General features: G+C 71.2%; 22 protein-coding genes. 9 read left to right on the top strand and 13 right to left on the bottom strand.

The window, feature by feature from the left end:
- Positions 1–31: 31 nt before the first annotated feature.
- Positions 32–2,278, bottom strand: a complete 2,247-nt coding sequence (locus AC069R_RS05910) for a transglycosylase domain-containing protein (RefSeq protein ID WP_478764874.1) — start codon at positions 2,276–2,278, stop codon at positions 32–34.
- Between the two features lie 173 nt (positions 2,279–2,451).
- Between AC069R_RS05910 and AC069R_RS05905 the strand changes: the two genes are divergently transcribed.
- Positions 2,452–2,661 (top strand): zinc ribbon domain-containing protein, encoded by a 210-nt coding sequence (locus tag AC069R_RS05905; protein ID WP_397986140.1) that lies wholly within the window; start codon positions 2,452–2,454, stop codon positions 2,659–2,661.
- A gap of 11 nt (positions 2,662–2,672) precedes the next feature.
- Here AC069R_RS05905 and AC069R_RS05900 read toward each other — a convergent pair whose 3' ends face one another.
- From AC069R_RS05900 to AC069R_RS05890, 3 genes are read right to left on the bottom strand one after another with little or no spacing between them, the layout of a single operon-like run.
- Positions 2,673–3,479: an HAD family hydrolase gene (locus AC069R_RS05900; RefSeq protein WP_478764872.1), complete on the bottom strand. Its 807-nt coding sequence runs from the start codon at positions 3,477–3,479 to the stop codon at positions 2,673–2,675.
- Positions 3,479–5,968, bottom strand: a complete 2,490-nt coding sequence (locus tag AC069R_RS05895; RefSeq protein WP_478764870.1) for a phosphoribosyltransferase — start codon at positions 5,966–5,968, stop codon at positions 3,479–3,481. Before AC069R_RS05895 ends, AC069R_RS05900 begins: the two co-directional genes overlap by 1 nt.
- 34 nt (positions 5,969–6,002) lie before the next feature.
- A complete protein-coding gene (locus AC069R_RS05890; RefSeq protein WP_478764869.1) occupies positions 6,003–7,169 on the bottom strand; it encodes an HpcH/HpaI aldolase/citrate lyase family protein in 1,167 nt (388 codons plus the stop codon).
- A 181-nt stretch (positions 7,170–7,350) separates the two neighbouring features.
- Between AC069R_RS05890 and AC069R_RS05885 the strand changes: the two genes are divergently transcribed.
- Positions 7,351–8,112, top strand: coding sequence for a TerD family protein (locus AC069R_RS05885; RefSeq protein WP_478764867.1), 762 nt, complete (start codon positions 7,351–7,353; stop codon positions 8,110–8,112).
- 100 nt (positions 8,113–8,212) lie between these two features.
- On the opposite strand, the gene AC069R_RS05880 is transcribed toward AC069R_RS05885, so the two are convergent.
- The 6 genes from AC069R_RS05880 to AC069R_RS05855 all read right to left on the bottom strand — a co-directional run bounded on the left by AC069R_RS05880 (position 8,213) and on the right by AC069R_RS05855 (position 12,638).
- A complete protein-coding gene (locus tag AC069R_RS05880; RefSeq protein ID WP_397986135.1) occupies positions 8,213–8,938 on the bottom strand; it encodes a Tellurium resistance in 726 nt (241 codons plus the stop codon).
- A 90-nt stretch (positions 8,939–9,028) separates the two neighbouring features.
- The gene (locus AC069R_RS05875) at positions 9,029–10,168 is read right to left on the bottom strand and encodes a DUF475 domain-containing protein (RefSeq protein WP_478764865.1); all 1,140 of its coding nucleotides are present in this window, start codon (positions 10,166–10,168) and stop codon (positions 9,029–9,031) included.
- A 63-nt stretch (positions 10,169–10,231) separates the two neighbouring features.
- The gene (locus tag AC069R_RS05870; protein ID WP_397986133.1) at positions 10,232–10,810 is read right to left on the bottom strand and encodes a TerD family protein; all 579 of its coding nucleotides are present in this window, start codon (positions 10,808–10,810) and stop codon (positions 10,232–10,234) included.
- Positions 10,811–10,906: 96 nt separating this feature from the next.
- Positions 10,907–11,482, bottom strand: coding sequence for a calcium homeostasis/redox stress adaptation protein (locus AC069R_RS05865; protein WP_397986132.1), 576 nt, complete (start codon positions 11,480–11,482; stop codon positions 10,907–10,909).
- Positions 11,483–11,620: 138 nt separating this feature from the next.
- Positions 11,621–12,079, bottom strand: coding sequence for a peroxiredoxin (locus AC069R_RS05860; protein WP_478764862.1), 459 nt, complete (start codon positions 12,077–12,079; stop codon positions 11,621–11,623).
- Between the two features lie 121 nt (positions 12,080–12,200).
- Complete coding sequence (locus tag AC069R_RS05855; RefSeq protein WP_397986130.1) at positions 12,201–12,638, bottom strand: DUF3052 domain-containing protein; 438 nt, start codon at positions 12,636–12,638, stop codon at positions 12,201–12,203.
- A gap of 461 nt (positions 12,639–13,099) precedes the next feature.
- On the opposite strand from AC069R_RS05855, the gene aceE reads away from it, so the two are divergent.
- The gene (aceE, locus tag AC069R_RS05850; RefSeq protein WP_478764860.1) at positions 13,100–15,847 is read left to right on the top strand and encodes a pyruvate dehydrogenase (acetyl-transferring), homodimeric type; all 2,748 of its coding nucleotides are present in this window, start codon (positions 13,100–13,102) and stop codon (positions 15,845–15,847) included.
- A gap of 302 nt (positions 15,848–16,149) precedes the next feature.
- Here the strand turns inward: aceE and AC069R_RS05845 are convergent, their stop codons facing one another.
- Positions 16,150–17,685, bottom strand: coding sequence for an MFS transporter (locus tag AC069R_RS05845; RefSeq protein WP_478765285.1), 1,536 nt, complete (start codon positions 17,683–17,685; stop codon positions 16,150–16,152).
- Between the two features lie 219 nt (positions 17,686–17,904).
- Between AC069R_RS05845 and AC069R_RS05840 the strand changes: the two genes are divergently transcribed.
- The 3 genes from AC069R_RS05840 to AC069R_RS05830 all read left to right on the top strand — a co-directional run bounded on the left by AC069R_RS05840 (position 17,905) and on the right by AC069R_RS05830 (position 20,842).
- A complete protein-coding gene (locus tag AC069R_RS05840; protein ID WP_478764859.1) occupies positions 17,905–18,531 on the top strand; it encodes a TetR family transcriptional regulator in 627 nt (208 codons plus the stop codon).
- A 184-nt stretch (positions 18,532–18,715) separates the two neighbouring features.
- Positions 18,716–19,936, top strand: a complete 1,221-nt coding sequence (locus AC069R_RS05835; RefSeq protein ID WP_478764857.1) for an alpha/beta hydrolase — start codon at positions 18,716–18,718, stop codon at positions 19,934–19,936.
- Positions 19,937–20,002: 66 nt separating this feature from the next.
- Complete coding sequence (locus AC069R_RS05830) at positions 20,003–20,842, top strand: DUF4429 domain-containing protein (RefSeq protein WP_478764855.1); 840 nt, start codon at positions 20,003–20,005, stop codon at positions 20,840–20,842.
- A 92-nt stretch (positions 20,843–20,934) separates the two neighbouring features.
- On the opposite strand, the gene AC069R_RS05825 is transcribed toward AC069R_RS05830, so the two are convergent.
- Together AC069R_RS05825 and AC069R_RS05820 are read right to left on the bottom strand one after the other, a co-directional pair.
- Positions 20,935–21,954 carry an aldo/keto reductase gene (locus AC069R_RS05825; protein ID WP_478764853.1) on the bottom strand — a complete coding sequence of 340 codons (1,020 nt, stop codon included), beginning with the start codon at positions 21,952–21,954 and terminating at the stop codon, positions 20,935–20,937.
- Complete coding sequence (locus AC069R_RS05820; protein WP_478764851.1) at positions 21,951–22,415, bottom strand: MerR family transcriptional regulator; 465 nt, start codon at positions 22,413–22,415, stop codon at positions 21,951–21,953. Before AC069R_RS05820 ends, AC069R_RS05825 begins: the two co-directional genes overlap by 4 nt.
- Before the next feature lie 96 nt (positions 22,416–22,511).
- Between AC069R_RS05820 and AC069R_RS05815 the strand changes: the two genes are divergently transcribed.
- The 3 genes from AC069R_RS05815 (at position 22,512) to AC069R_RS05805 (ending at position 25,682) form a co-directional block, all read left to right on the top strand.
- Entirely contained in the window at positions 22,512–22,997 is a 486-nt protein-coding gene (locus AC069R_RS05815; RefSeq protein WP_478764850.1) for a GNAT family N-acetyltransferase, read from the top strand.
- Positions 22,998–23,016: 19 nt separating this feature from the next.
- Positions 23,017–23,844: a serine hydrolase domain-containing protein gene (locus AC069R_RS05810; RefSeq protein ID WP_478764848.1), complete on the top strand. Its 828-nt coding sequence runs from the start codon at positions 23,017–23,019 to the stop codon at positions 23,842–23,844.
- A 77-nt stretch (positions 23,845–23,921) separates the two neighbouring features.
- Positions 23,922–25,682 (top strand): serine/threonine-protein kinase, encoded by a 1,761-nt coding sequence (locus tag AC069R_RS05805; protein ID WP_478764846.1) that lies wholly within the window; start codon positions 23,922–23,924, stop codon positions 25,680–25,682.

The following is a 25,682-nucleotide window of genomic DNA, read 5'->3' as shown; positions in this document are numbered from 1 at the left end:
TGTGGGCGAGGGATTTTCGGGGCCGGGGCGCTCAGTCCAGGCCCATGGCGGCCGACCAGAGGGCGTAGGGCACGGTGTCCGGCGTGGCGCCCGCGAGGCCCTTCAGGGGCAGCGGTTCCAGGGACTTGGCCAGGTCCATGCGGTAGACGACGACCGCCGTGGACACGGAGCCGGCCGTCCCGGCGTACCAGGCTGCGGTGTTCTGGCCCGCGGCGCCTTCGTCGGTGGTGCCCTGGTCGGCGGTGCCGGCCTTGCCCGCCACGTCCGGGGTGGTGACGTCCGGGTGGGCGGCGCGGAAGGAGTCGGTGAGCGCCTGCTCGACGTCCTCGGCGACCCGGGCGCCGACCGCGCGGGTGGGGCGCGGGGTGGCCAGGGCGACGGGGGCGCCGTTGCGGGTGATACGGCGCACCGAGTACGGCTCCGTGTGGGTGCCGTCGGCGGCGAAGGTGGCGTATCCGCTGGCCATCCGGATGGCGCTGGGCGTGGAGCTGCCGAGCGAGAGGGCGGGCACCTGGGGGCCGATGCTGGCGGACAGCAGCCCGGAGGCCTGGGCGGTCTGGCGGACCTCGCCGAGGCCGGTGTCCATGCCGAGCTGCATGAACGGGGTGTTCACCGATTTGGCGAGGGCCTCGCGCAGGGTGATCCGGCCGTACGACATGTTGCCGTCGTTGTGCGCGGCGACCTTCTTGCCGCTGCGGTCCCAGTAGGGGCCCTCGGGGGTGGTGACGGGGACGGCGTCGTCGCCGTCGTAGACGGTGCCGGGGGTGACCGGGGTGGCGGGTCCGCCGCGGGTCTTGTGGACGCCGTGTTCGAGCCCGGCGGCGTAGACGAAGGGCAGGAAGGCGGTGCCGGCCGGGACGGTGGTCGCGTTGGACTCGTTGTAGCCCTGGGTGCGGTGGTCGGGGCCGCCGTAGACGGCGAGGATCCGGCCGTCGGTGGAGACGGAGGCGGCCCCGTAGTGGCCGTCCTTCGCGGTGTCGGGGTCGTCCCGCCTGGCCTGCTTGCGGGCCTTGGTGACGGCGTCGGTGAGCGCCTTCTCCCGCTTGCGGTCGAAGGTGGTGTAGATCTGGTAGCCGCCGAGGTCGAACTGCTGGTCGGTCAGGTGCGCGGCCTTCTTGGCGTACTGGGAGGCCAGCTCCACCAGGTAGTCGCTCTGCTCGCCGGTGTTGTAGAGCGGGTTGGACTTCAGCGGCTCGGGAAACGTCTTGTACTGGGCGCGCTGGGCCGGCGTCAGCTTGTGGATCTTGACCATGCGGTCGAGGATCCAGGACCAGCGCGCCACGGCCCGCTGGTGGTTGGCCTTGCTCAGGGTGGGGTCGTACAGGCCCGCGCCCTTGAGGAGTCCGGCGAGCATGGCCGCCTCGGACACGTTGAGCTTGCTGACGTCCTTGCCGTAGTAGGCCTGGGAGGCGCGCTGGATGCCGTAGGTGCCGCGGCCGAACCAGCTGGTGTTGAGATAGCCCTCAAGGATCTTGTCCTTGCTCATCTTGTTATCGAGCTTGAGCGAGATCATCGCCTCGGTGAACTTACGGCTGACCGTCTGGTTCTGGTTCAGATAGACGTTCTTCACGTACTGCTGGGTAATAGTGGAGCCGCCCTGGGTGTCGCCCTCGCCCACGGTGCGGAACAGGGCCCGGCTGATGCCCTTCACGGAAATTCCGGGGTCGGAGTAGAAGGTCTCGTTCTCCGCCGCGAGCACCGCCCAGCGGACGTCCGGGGGAATGTCCTTCAGGGGCATCGCCTGCCGCTGCACCCATCCGGTACGGGCCATCGGGGTGCCGTCGGACCAGAAGTAGACGTTGTCCTGCTGGGTGGCGTACGAGTTCAGGTCGCTCGGTATGTCGGTGAGCGCGTACGCGGTCACCAGGAAGACGCTGAGCAGGCCGAAGGAGGCGAGGGTGCCGCCGAGCCACTGCCGCCAGGAGGGCATCCAGCGCCGCCAGCCGGTGCGGCCGGGGCGGGGGTAGGCGGGCTTGAGGCGGCGCGCGTAGGGCGCGAGCGGGCGCAGGTACGGGGCGAGCCGGCTCGTCAGTGGCGCGAGCGGGCCCAGTATTCGGGCCGTCACGCTGCCGGCGCGCTCCCGCGCGGAGGGGCGCGCGCTGCGCCTGCGCTCGGCCCGCCCGCCGCCGGGTGACGGCTCGGGCGGCGCGGGCACGCGCAGCTGCATCGTCTCGTCGGCTCTGAGAGCGTCCACTCTCAGATGGAGGGTCTGGTCGGCGTCGAGCGGCTGCTCTCCCCGGCCGGATCGGCCCTCCCCTTGCGACGCATCGGTCACCATGCGTCTCCCCTCCGCACTCGCTCTTGCTCGCGCGGTGAGCTGAGCGTCCTCGCAACGGCCGTTCACAAGTTATCAGCGAAGTTTTCGATTCCTCCGCACGAGTACCTGCTGTATCCAAACACTCATAAAACATTGAGGCCGCGCTTCTGCGCCTCCGCCGTTACGCTGTGCTCATGCCTCGCTATGAGTACCGCTGCCGGAGCTGCGGCGACACATTCGAACTGAGTCGGCCGATGTCGGAGTCCTCGGCGCCGGCGACGTGCCCGGCCGGGCACACGGACACGGTGAAGCTGCTGTCCGCGGTGGCGGTGGGCGGCAGCGGCGGCTCACCGGCTCCGGCGTCCGGTGGCGGAGGGTGCTGCGGCGGGGGTTGCTGCGGGTAGCCGCCGGGGCGCTACCGCCTGACCCCCCGCAAGAACTCCCGCAGGATCCGCTCCCCCGCCAGGACCCCGCGCTCGGGCAGCGCGCTGATCCCCGGGGCCAGCCAGCCCGTCTCGGCCAGTTCGCCGTGACCGGGGCGCCAGCCCCGGTCCGCGGCCAGCAGCAGATCGGCGTCGAGCAGGGAGTCGCCGGCGGCCAGGGTCAGCTCCGCGCCCGTGCGGCGGGCCACCTCCCGGACGGCGGCGCTCTTGGTGAGCGGCTTGGGGACGGCGTAGAGCTTGCGGCCCTGGAGCGAGACCGTCCAGCCGCGGCCCTCCGCCCAGGCCGCCAGTTCCTTCACCCACTCCCTGGGCAGCAGCTCGCGCTCGACCACGAGGTAGGCGAACAGGTCCTCGGCGACCCGCTGCTTGCGCAGCCACACCGGGTCGGCGGTGCGCGTCAGCTGCTCCTGGACCTCGGCCAGCGGCGCGCACTCGTCGGCGAGCCGGGCCAGCACCAGGGCGTGCCAGTCGTGGTCGGTGACGCCGTCGACCAGCAGCTGGCCGCCGTTGGCGCAGATCGCGAACGCGGGCGGCGGTCCCGGCAGGTTGATGCGCTGGTACTGCTTGCGGGTCCGGGTCGTGGTCGGTACGAACACGGCCGCGTCCCCGAGGTCGGTCAGCAACCGCGCCGCCGTCTCGGTCATGTACGACAGCGGTCTGCTCTCGTGCACCTCCACGCACAGCAGCCGGGGCGCGCGGGCGTCCGGCATGGTCAGCGCGAGGGCCGCCGAGGAGTAGATCAGCGTGCGGTCGAGGTCGCTCGCCACCAGCACCGGCATCAGACGTTCACCGCCTTTCCGTCGGCGCCGGTCGCCCCGCGCGTGTACCGGGGGTGGATCAGCCCGACGCAGCTGTACGGCAGTTCGTCCACCTCCTCGACCGGCACCCCGCGCTGCTGTGCGAGCAGCCGGACGTGGTCCAGGTCGGCGCCCGCGTCCTTGTGGGCGAGGATCTTCCAGGGCACCCGGCGCAGCAGCACCCGCGTGGTCTCGCCGACGCCCGGCTTGACGAGGTTCACGTCGTGGATGCCGTACTCCTCGCTGATCCGCTCGACGGCCCGCCAGCCCGCCCAGGTCGGGGTGCGGTCCTCGGCCAGCAGTTCCTTGACCTCCTCCGCCACGCTGTCGGCGACCTCGGCGAAGCGTGCCTCGACGGCGTCGAGGAAGGCCACCGAGAGGTCGTCGGCGGCGAGTTCGCGGTAGAACTTCGCGCCGTGGAAGTCGTCGGGACCGACCAGGTCGGCGCGCAGCACCGTGCGGGAGATCAGGCCGGAGACGGTTGAGTTGAGGCAGGCGGAGGGGATGAGGAAGTCCTCGCGGGTGCCGTAGGTGCGCACGCAGGAGCCGGGGTCGGCGAGGACGGCGATCTGAGGGTCGAACCCGCCGATGCCTTCCTTCCGCTCGAACTCCTCGACGGCCTGGGCGAGTTCGCGGGTGATGGCGCCCTTGCCGGTCCAGCCGTCCACGAACACCACGTCGCGCGGGTCGTGGTGGGTGGCGAGCCAGCGCAGCGCGTTGGCGTCGATGCCCCGGCCGCGCACGATCGACACGGCGTAGTGCGGCAGTTCGAGGCCGTGCCGGAACCGCGCCCAGCGGCGCATCAGCACGCCGACCGGGGTGCCGGCGCGGGCCAGCGACACCAGCACGGGGCGCGGCGACCGCTCGGTGAGGACCGTGTCGGTGACCACGCCGACGGCGCGGGCGATCCGGGCGGCCGAGGTGGCGAGGGCCGCGTGGAACAGCTCCTGGTACCGCGCGCTGGGCTGGTACTCCACGGGCAGCGACTCGGCGTAGTGCGCCCCGCCGCTCTGGACGGCCTCCTCGCGCTCCTCGGTCGGCGCCTCCAGGGTGACGTCGGAGAGGTCCTGGAGCAGCCAGCCGACCTCGTCGGGCGGGTACGAGGAGAATGCGGGGCCGCGGAGGGGCTCGGGCAGCATGGCCGGCCTTTCGGGAGCGCCCAGGGGCTCGGGGACGAAGGAGGGGACGACGGCGAGCAGTACGTGCGGCACCTGCTCGGCGAGCCGCGCGAGCAGGCCGTCCGGGGCGTGCAGCGCGGGGGTGTCGCCGGCCGAGTCGACCACGGCGACGACGGCGTCGAAACCGCCGCCGGCCACGTTGTAGGCGTAGCGCTCTCCGGGCCCGTCGGCCGGCTCGTCGTGCGCGGGGAAGACGATACGGCTGCGGATCGCGTACCCCGGATCGTCCACCGCGAGCACCGGCGACCGTGTGGTGGTGGAGAACCGCACCTCGCCGTCCAGCACCCGCTCCAGCTCACCGGCGAGCCGGAGGGGGGCGTACATCAGCTCCTCGAAGCCGAGGACCAGGATCTTCCCGGCGCCGGCGGGGAGGGCGCCGGATATTCGGCCGGCCATCGCGGGGAGGGCGGCTTCGAGGCGGGCCCGGTGGGCGGGGGTGAACCCGTGCCGGCCCCCGTCGGGGAGGCCGGCCGGCCAGTCCAGGTCCACCCTTGCGGGGGCGCTGGTCGGTACCTTCCGCGGCTTGGCCGCGCGGGCGGGCACGTCCGGGCCGCCCCCGCTCTCGTACCGCGCGACCAGCGCCTGCCCCTTCTCCAGCACGTCCGCGGGCAGCGTCACCACCCCGGACGCGGCGGACACGAGATCCACCCGCGCCCCGAGCTCCTTCGCGAACCCTTCCAGCCGCCGGACGTCCCGCGCCGAGCGCATGTCCACCAGCGCGACCACCACGTACCGCCGCCGCGGATACCGGGCGTGCAGATCGCGGATCGTGTTCAGCACCGTGTTCCCGGTGGAGAACTCGTCGTCCACCAGCACCAGCGGCCCGTCCCCGGCCAGCAGTCCCGGATCCGACGGCAGCAGCAGATGCGAGGTGGCATGGGAGTGCGACTCCTCGAACCCGCCCGCGGGGGCCACCCCGGCGACCGGCCGCCGGGTGGAGTGCAGGTACGGCGCCGTGCCGAGCCCGTCGGCCACCGCGTGCCCGAGTCCCGTCGCGGTCTCCGCGTACCCGAGGACGACCGCGCGGGCCGCCTCGGCCGGGCCCAGCAGCGCGTGCACCCGGCGGCCGAGCCGCACCCCGTGGCCGTACACCACCGAAGGCGTCTGCGGGACGTGCTTGCCGAGCACGTGGGAGACCAGCAGATGGGCCCGCTTGGGGTTGCGGCGCAGGGCGAGGCCCAGCATGGCCCGCAGGTCCGCGCCGCTTCGGCCGTCGGCGCCCTCCAGTTTGACTCCGAGCCGGTCGGCGACCCAGCTGCCGGACCAGATGCCGTCGTTCACTGCGTTGTTCATGCGTTCCTTGCTGTGTTTCCCCGGACAGAGGTGGTCAGTCGGGTATTCCGGCGGCGAGCAGTTCCACGAAGTTGACGTCTTCGCGCGCGACGCCGAACACCTCGGCGCGCAGCAGGATGCGCTCGGCCCAGGCGCGGTGGGGTTTCACCTCGTTCATCTTGTTCGTGTAGGCGGACCTGAGGACGCCCCCGCCGCCGCGTTCCGGCCGCAGGATGTCCTGGGCGTCGCTGTATTCCTCGTGGCTGACCACGGACAGCGCGTGCACGGGCAGGACGTGGGAGGGGTGGATGCAGGTCTTGCCGAGCAGGCCGTTGGCCTGGTCCAGGGAGATCTCCCGCAGCAGCCCGTCCATGGCGTGCTCCAGCAGCTTCGCGCGCAGCCCGGCGGCCTGCACCTCCAGGAAGGGGCTCTGCCGCAGCTGGGGCTTGAACATGCGCTCGGAGAGGCGGAAGTACTCCCACACGGGCCCGGTGACGGTGAACCCGGTGCCGTCGGCGCGGCCCAGCATGTTCACCACGTCGGCGATGACGGACGCGACGACCTGGACGTCGTACGCGGTCATGTCGGGGGCGCGGCGCAGGCCGTAGGAGGAGCAGAAGTCGGTGACGCCGAGGCGCAGCGCGAGGACGCGGTCGCGGTACTTGTCGACGGCGCGGAAGATGCCCTCCAGGGTCTCCACGCGCGACTCGCGGTAGAGCAGCTCCGGGGATTCCAGGACCGGCATGGCGAACAGCCGGTGCCCGGCGTCGGCCTCGGCGGCGGTCAGGGCCTCCAGGAAGGGCAGTCCGCGCTCCCCGGTGAATTTGGGCAGCACGAATCCGGACAGCAGCCGCACGGACGGGCCGAGGCGGCGGACCAGGTCGGGGATCTGCTCGGGGGTGCGCACCCGGATGAACAGCAGCGGGGGCTGTGCGCCCGGCCGGGAGTCGAGGTCGGCGAACTGGCGGACCAGGTTCTCCTCGCCGGCCGCGACGTCCGCGTCGCCTATGGAGTCCTCCAGGCACAGCACCATGGAGACCACGCCGTTGCCCGCCTGTTTGAGGACGTCGTCGGCGAGCCGCGGCCGGGTGGCCGGGCTGTACAGCGTGGCGCCGAGGGCGGCGGCGAGCAGTCCGGCCGGGGAGCCGGCGGTGAACGCGCAGGGCTCCCGGTGGAAGAGGCGCTGCCGGGCCTCGGGGGCGATGTGCCCGAAATGACGCATAGGACTCCCCCAGGAGATGCGGCCCAGTGATTGAGGATTCGGTAAAGGGTGGCCGGTAATAGTACGTAGGGCGACCTGTCCGGGGTTCCCTCCTGGCGTGAATTTCCGGTAACTCCACTGTGTCGGCCGCCGGCACCCCCCGCATTGTCGTGGCCAGGGCCGAGAGGGCAGGATGACGGGCATGACGCACGCGATGCTGAAAGGGTCGAACGTCCCGCTGGAGGCCACCACGGTGCGCGCCGTGCTGCGCTGGACACCGGGCACGTCGGTCCCGGACGTGGACGCCTCGGCGCTGCTGCTGGGCCCGGACGGCCGTGTGCGCTCGGACGAGGACTTCGTGTTCTACAACCAGCCCCGGCATCCGTCGGGGAAGGTGTGGCGGCTGGGCAAGAAGCGGGTCGCCGAGGGGCTGACCGACACGATCCAGTCGGAGCTGGCGGGGGTCGAGCCGGAGATCGGACGGATCCTGCTGGTGGCGTCCGCGGACGGGGTCACCTTCGACCAGGTGCCGAATCTGAGCATCACGCTGTACGACGCGGCCGTCGCCGACGGCGAGCCGTGGGCGGTGTTCGAGATCAAGCCGGAGACCGGTGCGGAGACGGCGATGATCTGCGGCGAGCTGTACCGCCGCGGGGAGGGCTGGAAGTTCCGGGCGCTGGGCGAGGGCTACTCCAACGGCCTCAAGGGCCTCGCGACGGATTTCGGCATCTCGGTGGACGAGTCGGAGGAGCCGGAGCAGCCGGCGCCGGACGAGGGCGTGACGGCCTCCCAGCCGCTGCCCCCGGAGCAGCCGACGTCGGCGGTGCCGCCTCAGCCGGGATACGCCTTCCCCCCGCCGGCCTCGGCCCCGGCGTACGGCTATCCACGGCCCGCGCCCGCGCCGTTCGCCCCGGACCCGAACTTCCGGCTGCCGCCGCAGGGCCCGCAGTTCATCGGGCGGTGAGATCGCCTCATGGCTCGGGACCCACGGTCGTACGGCGGCTGCGGCCACATCGTGGTTGCTCGCGCAGTTCCCCGCGCCCCTGACGGGGCACGCCCCGGCCCTAGACCTTCGTCTTGTAACCCCGGCCCCACTGGAGCCCCCACCCGTACAGCCGGTCCAGTTCGGCCTGGAAGCCGTAGACGAATTTGACCTCGCGGCGGACCATCAGCTCGCCCTTGACGTTCTCGATCAGCAGGACGGCGCAGGAGCGGGCCTGGGGGTGGCGTTCGTCCAGGCTGATCTCCAGGCGGGGGCCGCTGCTGGGGTAGAGGGTGACGATGGCGTGCGTGCGGTCGAACGCCGGGGTCTGGTCGTAGATGTAGACGAAGACCAGGATCCGTTTGATGGACTCGCGGTGGTCGAGGTTGATGTACATCGTCTCGCCGGAGCCCGAGCCGAACCGGTCGTCACCGCTGATCTTGATGTACGGCGCCGCGTTGATGTCGCCCAGGTAGTCGCCCAGCGGCTGTACGACGCCCTTGGTGCCGTCGGTCAGTTCGTACAGGCAGCCCAGGTCGAGGTCGACGTCGACCATGCTCTGGCCGTGGCCCTGGATCTCCGGCGGCTTCAGGGCCTTGAGGGGGTGCCGCAGCAGGCTGGGGCGCTGGGCGTCGAAGTCGGAGGTGCGCATCCGCCAGGTGAGGTTGACGCGCAGATGGCCGGTGGCCGCGCCCTGTTTGGTGAGGGACGCCGACTGCCGCCGCTTGGTGAGCTCGATGGCGTTGGTCGCGTTGCCGGAGTCGAAGTCGACCGCGCGAGCGCCCAGCAGTCCGTCGAAGAAGCCCATGTCCCGCCCCCAGGTCGTCGTCCCTCATGCGTCCGGGGCGGCCGGCCGTGCCCGCCGCCCCGAACAGAGCGTTCCTCATGGATCAGGGTGTCACACCCCGGAGGGGACCTCGGCCTTCTCCCCGCTGCCGCCCTCGGCCGCCGCGAGGGCCCGGTTGCGCCGTACGGAGGACCAGAAGGACAGGGCGATCAGGACGACGCCGACGAGGCCGGTGATCACCTCGTTGATCTCGTGCTGGATGGTGACCATGAGGATGATGGCCAGGGCGCCGATCGCGTAGTGGGCGCCGTGCTCCAGGTAGACGTAGTCGTCGAGGGTGCCCTGGCGGACCAGGTAGACGGTGAGCGAACGGACGTACATCGCGCCGATGCCGAGGCCGAGGGCCATCATCACGATGTCGTTGGTGATGGCGAAGGCGCCGATCACGCCGTCGAAGGAGAAGGACGCGTCCAGGACCTCCAGGTAGAGGAACATGAAGAACGCGGCCTGGCCGGCCAGCAGCACGGCCGACTTCTGCTTGCCCGAGCGGGCGGCCTCTTCCTCCGCCTCGTGCTCGCGCTCCTCCTCTTCTTCGAGGCGGTCCTCGAAGAACCCGGAGAGACCGCCGACGATCATGTACGTGATCAGGCCGGCGATGCCGGAGATCAGGACCGTCTGCGCCTTGTCGACGTGCGCGCCGCCGTGCTGGTGGGCGTGGGTGGCGAAGGTGAAGGAGGTGATCAGCAGGACGATCAGGGCGATGCAGACCGACAGCATGTCGACCTTGCCGAGCTTGGCGAGCGGCCGCTCGATCCACTGGAGCCACTTGATGTCCCGGTCCTCGAAGATGAAGTCCAGGAAGATCATCAGCAGGAACATGCCGCCGAAGGCCGCGATCGCCGGGTGGGCGTCGGTGACCAGCTGCTGGTAACGGTCCTTGTCGGCGAAGGCGAGGTGCACCGCGTCGACCGGGTTGAGCTTGGCGGTGATGGCCACGATGACGACGGGGAAGACCAGCCGCATGCCGAAGACGGCGATGAGGACGCCGACCGTGAGGAAGATCTTCTGCCAGAAGGCGTTCATCTTCTTCAGGATTCCGGCGTTGACCACCGCGTTGTCGAAGGACAGCGAGATCTCCAGGACGGCGAGGATCGCCACGACCCCGAAGGCCTGCCACCCCCCGTAGAAGACGGCGGCCACCAAGCCGATCGCGGTGACCGCGAACGACCAGCCGAAGGTTTTCAGTAGCACTGGTTACCCCATCGTGTTGTGGGGGCGCCTCCCCTGAGGGTCTCCCCCGCGCCGAGCACGGCTTTACGAAACGTTGACCCCAAAGTCTAGAGCGATGCCGCGCAGCCCCGACGCGTACCCCTGACCGACCGCCCGGAACTTCCATTCGCCCTGGTAGCGGTACAGCTCGCCGAAGATCATGGCGGTTTCGGTGGAGGCGTCCTCGCTGAGGTCGTAGCGCGCGAGCTCCTGGCCGTCGGACTGGTTGACCACGCGGATGAACGCGTTGGAGACCTGTCCGAAGGTCTGGCCGCGCTCGTCGGCCATATGGATGGAGACCGGGAAGATGATCTTCTCGCACTGCGGCGGCACCTTGGCGAGGTCCACCAGGATCGACTCGTCGTCGCCCTCGCCCTCACCCGTGAGGTTGTCCCCGGTGTGCTCGACCGAGCCGTCCGGGCTCTTGAGCTGGTTGTAGAAGACGAACCACTCGTCGCCCATCACCCGGTTGTTGGCGCCGCACAGCAGCGCGCTCGCGTCCAGGTCGAAGGGGGCGCCGGTGGTGGAGCGCGCGTCCCAGCCGAGCCCGATCATGACGTTGGTGAGGTTCGGTGCGGCCTTGGAGAGGGAGACATTGCCCCCCTTGGCGAGCGTCACGCCCATGTTTGCTGGTCCTCCCCTGACGGTGCTTCCTGTTTCCTGCGCGTCCGGCGCCGGCCGTAAACGGCGCGGCGCCGGACGGTGTGCCAGCCGTGGACGTCAGACGTTGACGCCGAAGTCCTGGGCGATGCCGCGCAGCCCGGACGCGTAGCCCTGGCCGATGGCGCGGAACTTCCACTCCGCGCCGTTGCGGTACAGCTCACCGAAGACCATGGCGGTCTCGGTGGAGGCGTCCTCGCTGAGGTCGTAGCGGGCGATCTCGGTCTCGCCGGCCTGGTTGACGACGCGGATGAACGCGTTGCGCACCTGGCCGAAGGACTGCTGGCGGTTCTCCGCGTCGTAGATCGACACCGGGAACACGATCTTGTCGACGTCGGCGGGGACGGCGGCGAGGTTGATCTTGATCTGCTCGTCGTCGCCCTCGCCCTCACCGGTGATGTTGTCGCCGGTGTGCTCCACGGAGCCGTCGGGGCTCTTGAGGTTGTTGAAGAAGACGAAGTGCTGGTCGCTGATGACCTTGCCGGAGGTGTTCAGCAGCAGCGCGCTCGCGTCGAGGTCGAAGTCCGTACCGGTCGTGGTGCGCACGTCCCAGCCGAGTCCGACGATGACGGCGGTCAGGCCCGGGGCCTCCTTGGTCAGCGAGACGTTGCCGCCCTTGCTGAGGCTGACTCCCACGAGTCCTCCATGTGGTGTCGAGGGGCGGGGAGCCCCGTCGTGCTTCGGATATGGGATCAACGAGCCGATCCTAGTGACGAGTTCCCGCCCCCCGCAGACCCTGGACCCGAAGGTTCCCAGGTTCGGCCGACCGGCCGACTAGAGGGTGTCGAGCGCCTTCACGTACTCGTTCAGGTCACGCGCGTCCGGCAGCCCGTTCACCACGGTCCAGCGCACGACGCCTTCCTTGTCGATGATGAAGGTGCCCCGCACCGCGCAGCCCTTGTCCTCGTCGAAGACGCCGTACTCGCGCGAGACGTTGCCATGCGGCCAGAAGTCGCTGAGCAGCGGGTATTCCAGGCCCTCCTGCTCGGCGAAGACCCGCAGGGTGTGGATGGAGTCGTTCGAGACGGCGAGCAGCTGCGTGTCGCGGTCGGCGAACTTCGGCAGGTTGTCGCGCAGCTCGCACAGCTCGCCGGTGCACACGCCGGTGAAGGCGAAGGGGTAGAAGAGCAGGACCACGTTCTTCTCGCCGCGGAAATCGGCGAGCCGCACGGTGCGGCCGTGGTTGTCCTTGAGCTCGAAGTCGGGTGCCTTGTCGCCGACCTGGATCGCCATGTGGTGCTTCCCTTCGGTGGGCTGTTCGGGTGAGAGCACAGCAAACGCTCGGGTCCACCCTACGCAGCGATCACCTGGGTTCCGGACGGGCCGGGGCGAGATCCGGCCCGTCCGGTCGCGGTCACCGCTTCGACTTGGCCGCCTTCGGCGTGGCCAGCCGGCTGCCGCTCCAGTCCTTGCCGACGCTGACGCTCTTGGCGGCGGTCAGGCCGGCCGTCGTCGCGGCTTCCGAGATGTCGCTCGGCTCGACGTATCCCGAACGGCCGGTCTTCGGCGTGAGGAGCAGGATCGCGCCGCCCTCTTCGATGTACGTGGTGGCATCCACCAGCGCATCTGTCAGGTCGCCGTCGTCGTCACGGAACCAGAGCACGACGGCGTCGGCCACGTCGTCGTATTCCTCGTCCATCAGGTCGCCCTCGATGGCGTCCTCGATGGCCTGGCGGAGTTCCTGGTCGACGTCCTCGTCGTAGCCGATCTCCTGGACCACCTGTCCGGGCTGGAACCCCAGCCTGGCGGCAGGGTTCGTCCGCTCCTCCGCGTGGTCCGCGGTCGCGCTCACGGGTTGCCTCCTGATCATGTCTGGTGAATATCTCAGCCACGCGCGTGCGCGAAGCATTGGCCGTAGTCCACACGGGCGGGGCGGATAGCGCAAGTACCCGGCCGTCCTGACCGCCGAAACGGTGACGATACCGGCCGTGTCGTGGCAACTCCTGGCACCGTATCTCGATTCCGCGCCACCCACATCACCCGCATGTGCCCGGTTTGCCCTCAGCGGAATCCCCCGCCGCCGGAACCGTCGAACAACTTTGCCAAGCGCGTCACACCTCGGGCGTATCGTTGCGTTTTGACCGGCGGTGTGCTCCGGCGGTACGCGGGGTGGCGACGGTGGAGATGACGGACGTCCCCCCGCGGTACACGATGGGGAACGGCGCGGGCACTGGCAGTAGGCATGAGCGGCAGTGCCGACGAGCAGTAGGGCACGAGCAGCGACAACCGCCCCTCCGACAGGTAAGGAACAGCGTGGCTTCCGGATCCGATCGCACCCCGATCATCATTGGCGGCCTTCCGAGTCAGGTTCCTGACTTCGATCCCGAAGAGACCCAGGAGTGGCTCGACTCCCTCGACGCCGTCGTGGACGAGCGCGGCCGGGAGCGGGCCCGCTATCTCATGCTGCGGCTGATCGAGCGGGCCCGTGAGAAGCGCGTGGCCGTGCCCGAGATGCGCAGCACGGACTACGTCAACACGATCCCGACCAAGAGCGAGCCGTTCTTCCCGGGCAACGAGGAGATCGAGCGCAGGATCCTGAACGCGACCCGCTGGAACGCGGCCGTGATGGTCTCGCGCGCCCAGCGGCCCGGCATCGGCGTGGGCGGCCACATCGCCACCTTCGCCTCCTCGGCGTCCCTCTACGACGTCGGCTTCAACCACTTCTTCCGCGGCAAGGACGAGGGCGACGGCGGCGACCAGGTCTTCTTCCAGGGCCACGCCTCCCCCGGCATCTACGCCCGCGCCTACCTGCTGGACCGGCTCACCGAGAACCAGCTGGACGGCTTCCGCCAGGAGAAGTCGGCGTACCCGAACGGACTGTCCAGCTACCCGCATCCGCGCTCCATGCCGGACTTCTGGGAGTTCCCGACGGTCTCCATGGGCCTCGGCCCGCTGGGCGCGATCTACCAGGCGCGGATGAACCGCTACATGGAGGCGCGCGGCATCGCGGACACCTCCGCGTCGCATGTGTGGGCGTTCCTGGGCGACGGCGAGATGGACGAGCCGGAGTCGCTCGGCCAGCTCACCCTCGCGGCCCGCGAGGGCCTGGACAACCTGACCTTCGTGGTCAACTGCAACCTCCAGCGCCTGGACGGCCCGGTGCGCGGCAACGGCAAGGTCATCCAGGAGCTGGAGTCGGTCTTCCGGGGCGCCGGGTGGAATGTGATCAAGCTGATCTGGGACCGCTCCTGGGACCCGCTGCTGGCGCAGGACCGGGACGGCGTCCTGGTCAACAAGATGAACATGACACCGGACGGGCAGTTCCAGACGTACGCCACCGAGTCCGGCGCGTACATCCGGCAGCACTTCTTCGGCGACGACCACCGGCTGCGGGCGATGGTCGAGAACCTGACCGACGACCAGATCCTGCACCTGGGGCGCGGCGGCCACGACCACCGCAAGATCTTCGCGGCGTTCAAGGCGGCCAAGGAGCACAAGGGCCAGCCGACGGTCATCCTGGCCAAGACGATCAAGGGCTGGACGCTGGGCCCGAACTTCGAGGGCCGCAACGCCACGCACCAGATGAAGAAGCTGACGGTCGACGACCTGAAGCGCTTCCGGGACCGGCTGCACCTGCCGATCTCCGACCGGGAGCTGGAGTCCGGCCTGCCGCCGTACTACCATCCGGGGCGGAACTCGGAGGAGATCCAGTACATGCACGACCGCCGCAAGGGCCTCGGCGGGTACGTCCCCACGCGCGTCGTGCGCTCCAAGCCGCTCGCACTGCCGGACGACAAGGCGTACGCGACCGTGAAGAAGGGCACCGGTCAGCAGTCCATCGCGACCACGATGGCCTTTGTGCGGCTGCTCAAGGACCTCATGCGGGACAAGGAGATCGGGCGGCGCTTCGTACTGATCGCGCCGGACGAGTACCGCACCTTCGGCATGGACTCCTTCTTCCCGAGCGCGAAGATCTACAACCCGCTGGGGCAGCAGTACGAGTCGGTGGACCGTGAACTGCTCCTCGCCTACAAGGAGTCGCCGACGGGCCAGATGCTGCACGACGGCATCTCCGAGGCGGGGTGCACGGCCTCGCTGATCGCGGCGGGGTCCGCGTACGCGACGCACGGCGAACCGCTGATCCCGGTGTACGTCTTCTACTCGATGTTCGGGTTCCAGCGCACCGGCGACCAGTTCTGGCAGATGGCCGACCAGCTGGCGCGCGGGTTCGTCCTGGGCGCGACGGCGGGTCGTACGACGCTCACCGGCGAGGGTCTGCAACACGCCGACGGGCACTCGCAGTTGCTGGCCTCCACGAACCCGGCGTGCGTCGCGTACGACCCGGCGTACGCCTACGAGATCGCGCACATCGTCCAGGACGGGCTGCGGCGGATGTACGGCAGCTCGGCGGAGCACCCGCACGGCGAGGACGTCTTCTACTACCTCACCGTCTACAACGAGCCCATCCAGCACCCCGCGGAGCCGGCCGGAGTGGACGTCGAGGGCATCGTCAAGGGCATCCACAAGCTGTCCGACAGTCCCGGCGGGGCGGTTCCGGCGCAGATCATGGCGTCCGGTGTCGCGGTGCCGTGGGCGCTCGAGGCGCAGCGGATCCTCGCGGAGGACTGGAACGTACGGGCCTCGGTGTGGTCCGCGACGTCCTGGAACGAGCTGCGGCGGGAGGCGGTGGCCTGCGAGCAGCACAACCTGCTGCACCCGGAGGAGGAGCAGCTGGTGCCGTACGTGACGCGCAAGCTGAGCGGCTCGGAGGGGCCGTTCGTGGCCGTGTCGGACTGGATGCGGTCGGTGCCGGACCAGATCGCGCGCTGGGTGCCCGGTCCCTACCAGTCGCTCGGCGCCGACGGGTTCGGCTTCGCGGACACGCGGGGGGCGGCGCGGCGCTTCTTCCACATCGACGCGCAGTCGATCGTGGTGGCGGTGCTCACGGAGCTGGCGCGGGCGGGGCGGGTGGATCGCTCGGTGCTGAAGCAGGCGATCGACCGGTATCGGGTGCTGGACGTGTCCGCAGCGCATCCGGGTGTTGCCGGGGGCGACGCGTGACGGTGCCGTAGGGGGCGCGGGTCGGCTGCGGCGGGCCGGGCGTCGGGTCGCGTACCGGCGCCGGCCGGGTGCCGCCTGCGCCCTGAAGGGGCGCGGGGAACTGCGCGACCAGCCACGGCGCATCCGCAGCCGGCACACAACCTGCACCCTCACCGGCGGCCCCCTCGGCGGTTCACAGACGCGCACCGCCCCCCTCCTGCCGTGCGCGTCTGCAAACCCGGCTGCCGGTGGAAACTCTGTCCCGCCCCGGCCGCGCCACGCCAGCGAACGCCCCGCACATCACCCGGCCGGGCGACCGCGGGTCAGATATGACCCACGCCCGCCCCCGCCTCCGCGTTGTCCCCGCGCTTGGTGAGCAGGGCGACCAGGACCGCGACCACGGCGACGCCCGCGGCCACCAGGCACGCGAGGCTCATCCCGGAGATGAACGTGTCGTGCGCCACGGAAATGATCTTGGCGGCGACCGGCGCCGGTATTCCCTTCTGCACCGGCGCCACACCGGCCTGCACCGCCTCCGACGCCTGGTCCAGCTGGGCCGGCGTCAGCGGCGGCAGCCCCGCGTGGGACCAGTTGCCCGGCAGCGCGCTGTCGACCTTGGACGCCATCACCGCGCCGAGCACCGCCGTACCGAGGCTGCCGCCGATCTGCATGGCGGCCTGCTGGAGACCACCGGCGACACCGGACAGCTCCATGGGCGCGTTGCCCACGATGACCTCGGTCGCGCCGACCATGACCGGCGCGAGTCCGAGGCCGAGGAGGGCGAACCAGATCGACATCACGCCGCTGCCGGTACCGGCCTTGAGCGTGGACATGCCGTACATGGCGATCGCGGTCGCGGCCATGCCGCCGGCCAGCGGGATGCGCGGGCCGAGCTTGGTGATCGCGGCGCCGGCGAGCGGCGAGGCGACGATCATCATGCCGGTGAGCGGCAGCAGGTGCAGGCCCGCGTTGACCGGGGACATCCCGTGCACGTTCTGGAGGTAGAAGGTCACGAAGAACAGGCCGCCCATGAAGGCGATGGCCATCAGGACCATCAGGACCACACCGGCCGACAGCGGCACGGAGCGGAACAGGCCGAGCGGGACGAGCGGTTCGGCGACCTTGGTCTCCCAGAACGCGAAGAACGCGAAGAGGAGGACCGAGGCGGCGATGAAGCCCCAGGTCCTGCCGTCGCCCCAGCCCCAGCCCGGCGCCTTGATGAGGGCCCAGACCAGGCAGAACATCGCGCCGGACAGCAGGGCGATGCCGAGCACGTCGAAGGAGCGCGGGGCGTTGTGCGCGCGGTGGTCGAGCAGGATCAGCAGGCCGAGGACCAGGGCGATCGCGCCGACCGGCACATTGATGAAGAACACCGACTGCCAGTTGACGTGCTGCACGAGCACGCCGCCGAGGATCGGGCCGCCCGCGGTGGACGCGCCGATCACCATGCCCCAGATGCCGATGGCCATGTTGAGCTTCTCGGCCGGGAACGTGGCCCGCAGCAGGCCGAGCGCGGCCGGCATCAGCAGCGCGCCGAACAGGCCCTGGAAGACGCGGAAGGTGATGACCGCGGCGATGCTGTGGGACAGCCCGATCGCGCCGGAGGCGGCGGCGAAGCCGGTCACGCCGATGAGGAAGGTCTGCCGGTGCCCGAAGCGGTCACCGAGCTTGCCCGCGGTGATCAGGGTGACCGCGAGGGCGAGGAAGTAGGCGTTGGTGATCCACTGCACATCGGCGAAGGTCGCGTGCAGATGGTCGCGGATGGCCGGGTTGGCGATGGCCACGATGGTGCCGTCCAGGGCCACCATCATGACCCCTACGGCCACGGTGATCAGGGTGAGCCACGGGTGGCCGCGCATCCCGGTGGGCGCGGCCCGCTCCGCCGGGGCCGACGGGGCTCCGTCGCCCGGCCCCGTCGCGTCGATGGTGGTCTGACCAGTCATGCGTTCGAGACTAGTGACAGCCACTGACAGTTGACAAACAATTTCATAAGTCGGTGACTGACAGGGCAGACTGTCGGTCCACGGCCGATCCGCTCCGATCAGGCCGGACGTCCGGAAAGGGGCCGTGGAGAGGCCATGGAGACGCTGCGCGAACGCAAGAAGCGGCGTACTCGGGAGTCGCTGCTGCGGGCCGCTCTCGAACTGTTCACCACCCAGGGGTACGAGCGCACGACGGTGGACGAGATCGCCGCGGCCTGCGAGGTCTCGCAGCGCACCTTCTTCCGCTATTTCGCGGGCAAGGAGGACGCGGCCTTCGCGGTGCAGGAGATGACGGAGGCCCTCTTCCTGTCCGCGCTGCGCGCCCGGCCGCCGCACGAGGCGCCGATGGAGGCGCTGCGGCAGGCCGTCCTCCAGGACGGGGAGCCGATCCGGGAGACCGTCGAGTCCACCGTGCCGATGGAGCTGTATCTGCGCATGTACCGGACGATCGAGTCGACGCCCGCGCTGCTCGCCGCCCATCTGCGCCGCTCGACCGCCGTCGAGGAGTCGCTCGCCCGGCTGCTGGCCGAGCGGGAGGGTGTGGACGTGGACACGGACCCCCGGCCGCGGCTCGCGGTGGCGGTGTTCAGCGGGGTGATTCGGGTCACGGAACGACAGTGGTGCCTGGGCCGGGACTTCAGCCTGGAGGCCGTCAGATCACTTACCGCCGCCTACCTCGATCAGGTGAGTTCGGCCCTCCAGGGGAACTGGCGCACCAGCTGAGGCCGTTGGCACCACGTCGGGAAGATCGACCGAAGTGCGTCCGGGGGACCGCGGATGGGGTGTTCGGCGGATCGACCGGGACAGGCCGAAAAGATCGTTCTCCGCGTGTTCGATCTCCGCCGAAACGTGATCCCGGTCACTGGGTTACCGCGAGACCGTCTCGTTCTCCTAGTGTGTCCTCCCAGTGACTTCCTTCGACCCCTCCTCCCCGCAACTCAACGTCTGGCGCGCGATGCTGGCGCTGGCCGTCGTGTTCGTGATGCTCGCCACCACCGGCTGGACCGCTCTGCACACCCACCGCGAGTCGGGCGCGCTCCAGGCGTCGCTCGACAAGTGGACGCACGGCACCCTGCACGGACAGCGGCTGCCGGATCCCGAGGCCGGCCCCGCGCGGCTCACCCGCTTCTTCGTCTCGCTCTCCGCACAGGACCGCGCCCGCCTCGCCCACCGCTATCCACTCGCGGTGGGCAACATGAACGGCGCGCCGGTCGCCCTGCGCTACCAGGCGAACCACATCGCCCTGGAGCAGCAGCGCGACGTCGAGCGCGAACGGATGCACGACAACCGGCTCAACACGGCCGGCCAGCAGGACGCGGGCCGCCGTATGCACCGCTACGAGTCGCTGCTGACCCCCGGCCGCCAGATCCTGTCCTTCGACCCGGCGGGCACCGGCCGCATCGCCGAGGTGTTCGGGAACCTGACCACGGCGCAGCGGATCTCGGTCGTCGTCCCCGGCGTGGACACCGATCTGCTCACCTTCCAGAAGACCAACCGCCCCTACACCGCCCCGGTCGGCATGGCCAAGGCGCTGTACGCGGCGGAGCGCACCGCGGCCCCGAAGACGCGTACGGCCGTGATCGCCTGGGCCGACTACACCGCCCCCGACGGCCTCGGCGTGGACGCGGCCACCGGGGCGCGCGCGGCGGAGGGCTCCCTGCGGCTGAACGCGCTGCTGCGGGCCCTGCCCGGCCGCTCCCCGGTGTCGCTGTTCTGCCACAGCTACGGCTCCGTGCTGTGCGGGGTCGCCGCGCACGACATGCCCGCACGGGTCGCCGACATAGCGGTGGCCGCCAGCCCCGGCATGCGCACCTCCAAGGCCGCCGACCTGGGCACCACCGCGCGGGTGTGGGCCATGCGGGACGCCACCGACTGGATCCAGGACGTGCCGTACCTGGAGCTGGGCGGGCTCGGGCACGGCGCCGATCCGGTCGCCGCCGGCTTCGGCGCACGGGTGCTGTCCGCGCGGGACGCGCAGGGCCACGCCGGGTACTTCACACCGGGTACGGACAGCCTGCGCAACCTCGCCGACATCGGCACCGGCGCGTACTCCGCGGTGACGTGCGCCGACGGAAGTGACGGGTGCCGCTCCGGTCTGCCCGCCGCCACGACGGCCCAACGCGCGTAGAGACAGCAGGAAGTGCGGTCCGCGAAGGTGGCGACGGAGGGGGACGGGCCGCATACGATGAGCCGCATGGGTGACGTACTGGCGGGTTTTCATGCCGTCTGGGAGTTCGAGTCCGACTCCGTGCTCATCCGCTACGAACGGGGGATTCGAGCACCGAAATTGTTCCAGGCGCTCGGAGAGCGGCGGATTCCGCTGTCCGCGCTGGAAGAGGTCACGCTCGCGCCGGGCAAGCGCGGCACCCTCGTCCTGCGGCTGGTGCCCCGAGCGGGCGCGGATCCACTCATGGACGCGGCGGACGGGCAGCTGAAGGAGGGTTCCGACCCGTACCGGCTGGTCGTGCCGGCCGAGCGGGAGGCCCGGGCGGCGTCCTGCGCCGGGGAACTGGCGGCGCGGCTGACGGAGTCGGGGCCGGCCGACCGGTATCTGGTGGCCGCGCCCGCGGCGCCGCTCCAGTTCAAGGCGTACGACGGGAAGGCGGCGTTCGACGGGACGTCCGTGCAGTTCCGCTGGTCCTGGACGGGCGCGTCCACGGCCAAGTGGAAGGCCGGCGACCAGAGTTACGCGGTCGCCGACCTCAGCGGGGTGGAGTGGCGCTCGCCGGAGGCCCTGGAGGGGTTCCTGCGGCTGCGCGCCGCGGGCACGGAGCCGGTGCCGGAACCCGACCAGGACCCCGCGGCGGTGGTGTTCGGGCTGGGCTACGGCCCGGTGCACGAGTCGCTGCCGTTCGCCGCGGCGGTGCTCGCGGCCGTCCGCGCGCGCCGGCCGGTGCCCGCGGTGTCGCAGTGCCGCCGCGACCCCGCGGACATCGCCGAGCGGATCAGGCATCTCGGGGAGCTGCACCAGGCCGGGCTGGTGACCGACGAGGAATTCGCCGGCAAGAAGGCCGAGTTGCTGGCCGAACTCTGAGGCGTCCGCCGGGTCCGGCGGGGTTCCGGCGAGGTCGGGGCGCGGTTGCGATGTGGTCATCGCGCTATTCCCCGCGCCCCTCCGGGGCCGCCCTACGCCTCCCGGCCCGCCGACGTGAACGTCATGTCCGCGTACCGGTCGCCCGCCACCTTGCCCGCGATCGGCTCCAGCCGGTCGAATTCGTCCTCGGTCAGGGTGATGCGGGTCGCGGCCACGTTCTCCTCCACCCGGCTCGCCTTGCGGGTGCCCGGAATGGGGATCACCGGGAGGGAGTCGACCGCGGCGCGCTGCTGCACCCAGGCCAGGGCGATCTGCGCCGGGGTGGCGTCATGGGCGGCGGCGATGGCGCGCAGCGGCTCCAGGAGGGCCGCGTTGGCGGCGGCGTTGTCACCGGTGAAGCGGGGCTGCTGGCGGCGGAAGTCGTCGGCCGACAGGTCCTTGGCCGCGTCGGCGAACGCGCCCGTGAGGAAGCCCCGGCCGAGCGGCGAGTACGGCACCAGGGCGACGCCCAGCTCCCGCGCGGCGGGCACGACATGCGCCTCGATGTCCCGGCTGAACAGGGACCACTCCGACTGCACGGCCGCGATCGGGTGCACGGCGTGCGCGGCGCGCAGCTCCTCGGCGGTGACCTCGCTGAGGCCCAGGTGCTTGACCTTGCCCTCGCGCACCAGCTCCGCCATCGTGCCGACGCTCTCCTCGATGGGCACGTTCACATCGCGGCGGTGCATGTAGTAGAGGTCGATCACGTCCACGCCGAGCCGCTGGAGGCTGGCCTCGACGGCCGCGCGGATGTACGGGGGGTCGTTGCGGATGATCCGCTTGGTCGGGTCGTCCTCCGGGATGGACAGGGCGAACTTGGTGGCGATCACCACCTGGTCGCGGTGGGCCCGGAAGAACGGGGCGAGGAACCGCTCGTTCTCGCCGGCGCCGTACGCGTCGGCGGTGTCGTAGAGGGTCACCCCCAGCTCCAGGGCGCGGTCCAGGGCGGCGCGCGCCTGGCCGGCGTCGGTGGGACCGTAGGCGAAGCTCATGCCCATGCAGCCGAGTCCCTGCACACCGACCTCGGGTCCCTGTGCTCCCAGGCGGGCCGTCGGAATCCTGGTGTCGGTCATCGCTTGTTCCCCTCGTCGGCGTAAAAGTTGATCTTGCGGTCGAGCACGGCGAGCGTGTCCCGCAGCTCCGCGATCCGGCCGAGCACGTCCCGGCGGGTCTGCTCCAGCAGTTCCTGCCGCTCCCGGTAGGTCCCGGCCCCCTCGCGCACCAGCTCCGCGTACCTCACCATGTCCGCCACCGGCATGCCGGTCAGCCGCAGCTTGGTCACCAGGTCCAGCCAGTCCAGGTCGCGGTTGGTGTAGCGGCGCTGACCGGTGTGCGAGCGGTCGACGTGCGGCATCAGGCCGATCCGTTCGTACCAGCGCAGCGTGTGCGCGGTCAGGCCGGTGCAGGCGACGACCTCGCTGATCGTGTAGCGGTCCTGGCCGTCCGGGCGCGGGTGGCGCGGGGGCCGGGCGGAGCAGATGTCGGCGGGGTGGGAGTCCTCAAGCGTCGCAGGCGTGGTCTGCATCACCGTCATGCCTCAACGCTATGACGTTGGAGTGCGCTCCAAGCAAGCCGAGCCGGTAAGAAATCCGCGGGACCGGGCGCCGGGCCGGTGGATAGCCTGCGCGGCATGAGTCTCGCACGCCGGGCCGCGCCCGAGGATGCCGCCGAAGTACTGCGCCTGCGTCAGGTCCTGATCGACTCGCTGGACCGGCCGGGCTTCACCGGACAGACGGGCTGGCAGGCCGAGTCCCTGCCGCTGCTGCGCGAGCGGCTGGCAGGCGGCGACGGCGACGGCGGTGACTTCGCGGCGTTCGTCGTCGAGTCCCCGGACCGGCCGGGCGCGCTGGCCGCGCTGGCGGCGGGCACCGTGGACTACCGCGTCGGCACCCCCCTCGATCCGCGGGGCCGGGTCGGCTGCGTGTTCAGCGTGGCCACCGACCCGGACGCCCGGCGCCGGGGCTACGCGCGGGCGTGCATGGACGAGCTGCTGGCCTGGTTCCGGGAGCGGGGCGCCGGTCATGTCCTGCTCACCGCCTCGCCGGACGCCCGGCCGCTGTACGAGTCGCTGGGCTTCACCCGCGATCCCGACCCGTCGATGCGGCTCGTGCTGTGAGCCGCATAGGCTCGGCGGCATGTCGTTGAACAGCCTGGCGTCGATCGAGAACTGGCCCGTGCCCACCGCGGCCGCGGGTGTCGTACGAGCCGACGGGACCGTGCTCGGGACGCATGGTCCCCTCGCCCACCGCTTCCCCCTCGCCTCGGTCACCAAGCCGCTGGCCGCCTACGCGGCGCTGGTGGCGTACGAGGAGGGGGCGATCGAGCTGGACGAGCCGGCCGGGCCGCCCGGCGCGACGGTGCGGCAGCTGCTGGCGCACACCTCGGGGCTCGCCTTCGACGAGCACCGGGTGATGGCGCCGCCCGGAGAGCGGCGGCTGTACTCCAACGCCGGGTTCGAGCAGCTCGGCGACCACATCGCCAAGGCGACGGACATCCCGTTCGCGGACTACGCGCGGCAGGCGGTGCTGGAGCCGCTGGGGATGACGTCCACCTCGCTCGCCGGCTCCCCGGCGAAGGACGGCGTCTCGACGGTGGCGGACCTGCTGCGGTTCGCGGCCGAGGTGCAGGCGCCCCGGCTGCTGGACCCGCGTACGGTCGCGGAGGCGATGACCGTCCAATTCCCCGGCACCAAGGGCGTGTTGCCGGGCTACGGCCACCAGAACCCGAACGACTGGGGCCTCGGCTTCGAGATCCGCGACGGCAAGTCGCCGCACTGGACCGGCAGTTCCTCCTCGCCGCGCACCTTCGGCCACTTCGGGCAGGCCGGCACCTTCCTGTGGATCGACCCGGACGCGGGCCTCGCCTGCACCGCCCTGGCCGACCGCGCCTTCGGCCCCTGGGCCGTCGAGGCGTGGCCGGTCCTCACCGACGCGGTGCTGGCCGAGACGCGCGGCACGCGCTGACCGGCGGTCCGATAACCTCCCCCGTGCGCCAGGAGTTTCACCGGCGGCGGACGTGCAGTGGGCATCGGGGGAAAGTGATGAGCGGGCTTGGGACCGGCGGCGGGCTTCGGCCGTTGGACAGCGGTGATCCTCGGACGGTGGCGGGCTACCGGCTCGCCGCCCGGCTCGGTTCGGGCGGCATGGGCACGGTGTACCTGTCGTACACGCCGGGCGGGCATCCGATCGCGCTGAAGACGGTCCGGCCGGAGCTGAGCGAGGACGCGGAGTTCCGGCGCCGGTTCCGGCAGGAGGTGCGGGCGGCGCAGCGGGTGCAGGGCCTGTACACCGCGCCGGTCATCGACTACGACACCGAGGGCGCCCGGCCCTGGCTGGCCACCGCCTATGTCGCCGGGCCCGCGCTGGCCTCGGCGGTCGCCGAGCACGGCCCGCTGCCGCTGCCGTCAATCCTGCTGCTGCTCGCGGGGACGGCCGAGGCGCTGTCGGTGATCCATGGCGCGGGCATCGTGCACCGGGATCTGAAGCCGTCCAATGTGCTGCTGGCCGCGGACGGCCCCCGCGTGATCGACTTCGGCATCGCCCGCGCCGCCGACGCCACCGCGCTGACCGGTACCGGCGTCGCGGTCGGCACCCCGGCCTTCATGTCGCCGGAGCAGGCGGCCGGGCGGCCCGTCACGCCCGCCTCGGACGTGTTCGCGCTCGGCCAGGTCGCGGTGTTCGCGGCGCGCGGCCAGGGCGCGTACGGCGACGGTCCCTCGCACGCGGTGCTGTACCGGATCGTGCACGAGGAGCCGGACCTCGCCGGGCTGCCCGCCGAACTGGCCTTCGTGGCACGGTGTCTGGCGAAGGACCCGGCCGCACGGCCGACCCCCGCCGAAGTGGTCGCGCTCTGCCAGGAGGCGTCGCCGGCGCCGCTGCGGCAGTCCGGTTCCTGGCTGCCGAAGGCGCTCACCGCGCAGATCACCCAGCGGGCCTCCGCCTCGGCCGCGCTCGCGGCGGCCCCGACGGCCGCACCGGCCACCGTGCCGCCCACCGCGCCCGTGACCCGGCTCGACGCCCCCACACCGGCACCGCTGCCGCCGGGCCCCGCCCAGGGGACGCCGGTCCACGCCGCCCCCACCGCGACTACGGGCCCGGCCGTCCCGCCCCCGGCGCAGCCGCCCCACGGCCCGCGGTACCAGCACCCGGCGCCGCCGCGGCCGTACCCCCCGTACGTCCAGCCCTACGCCTGGCAGCCGCCCAAGCCGAAGCGGAGCGTCGGGCGGAAGATCGCCATCGGCGCCGCCATCACGGCCGCCCTGCTGTGGGGCGCGGGCTGCGTCTCGGTGCTCAGCCACCTCGGCGACACCTCGGACGACGGCTCCTCGCGCACCTCCTCCAGCGCGTCCGGCAAGCACCGCCCCGACCCGAAACCGGTCAGCTTCAAGGGCATCAACATCCCCAAGGGCTACTGGATACGGTTCGCCGACTCGCCGCCGAAGCCGGTCACCGGGGACGGCAATTCCCCCTGGTACGAGGACACCGCGGACTTCTACTACGCCGAGTACGACGAGAGCGACGACGACTCCCCCGCCGTCGGCAGCTACAGCGACAAGGTCGTCCTGCTCAACAACGCCGAGCACGGTTCGCTGGCCACCTGCCGCAAGGTCACCCGGTACGCCGAGCGCGTCCACCTCTCGCAGCTCAGCAAGGGCTCGCAGGTCTGCGTGTACACGCGTTCCGGCCACATCGGCCTGATCACCTACCGCGGCAGGGCCGGCCGCGACAGCCCGAGCGACTACATCACGGTCGACCTGACCGTCTGGCGCAACGCGGAGCCCGCGAGCGACGACGAGGGCTGA

It is taken from the genome of Streptomyces sp. NPDC043952, assembly GCF_056435325.1.
This window is presented reverse-complemented; position numbering and strand designations above follow the sequence as displayed.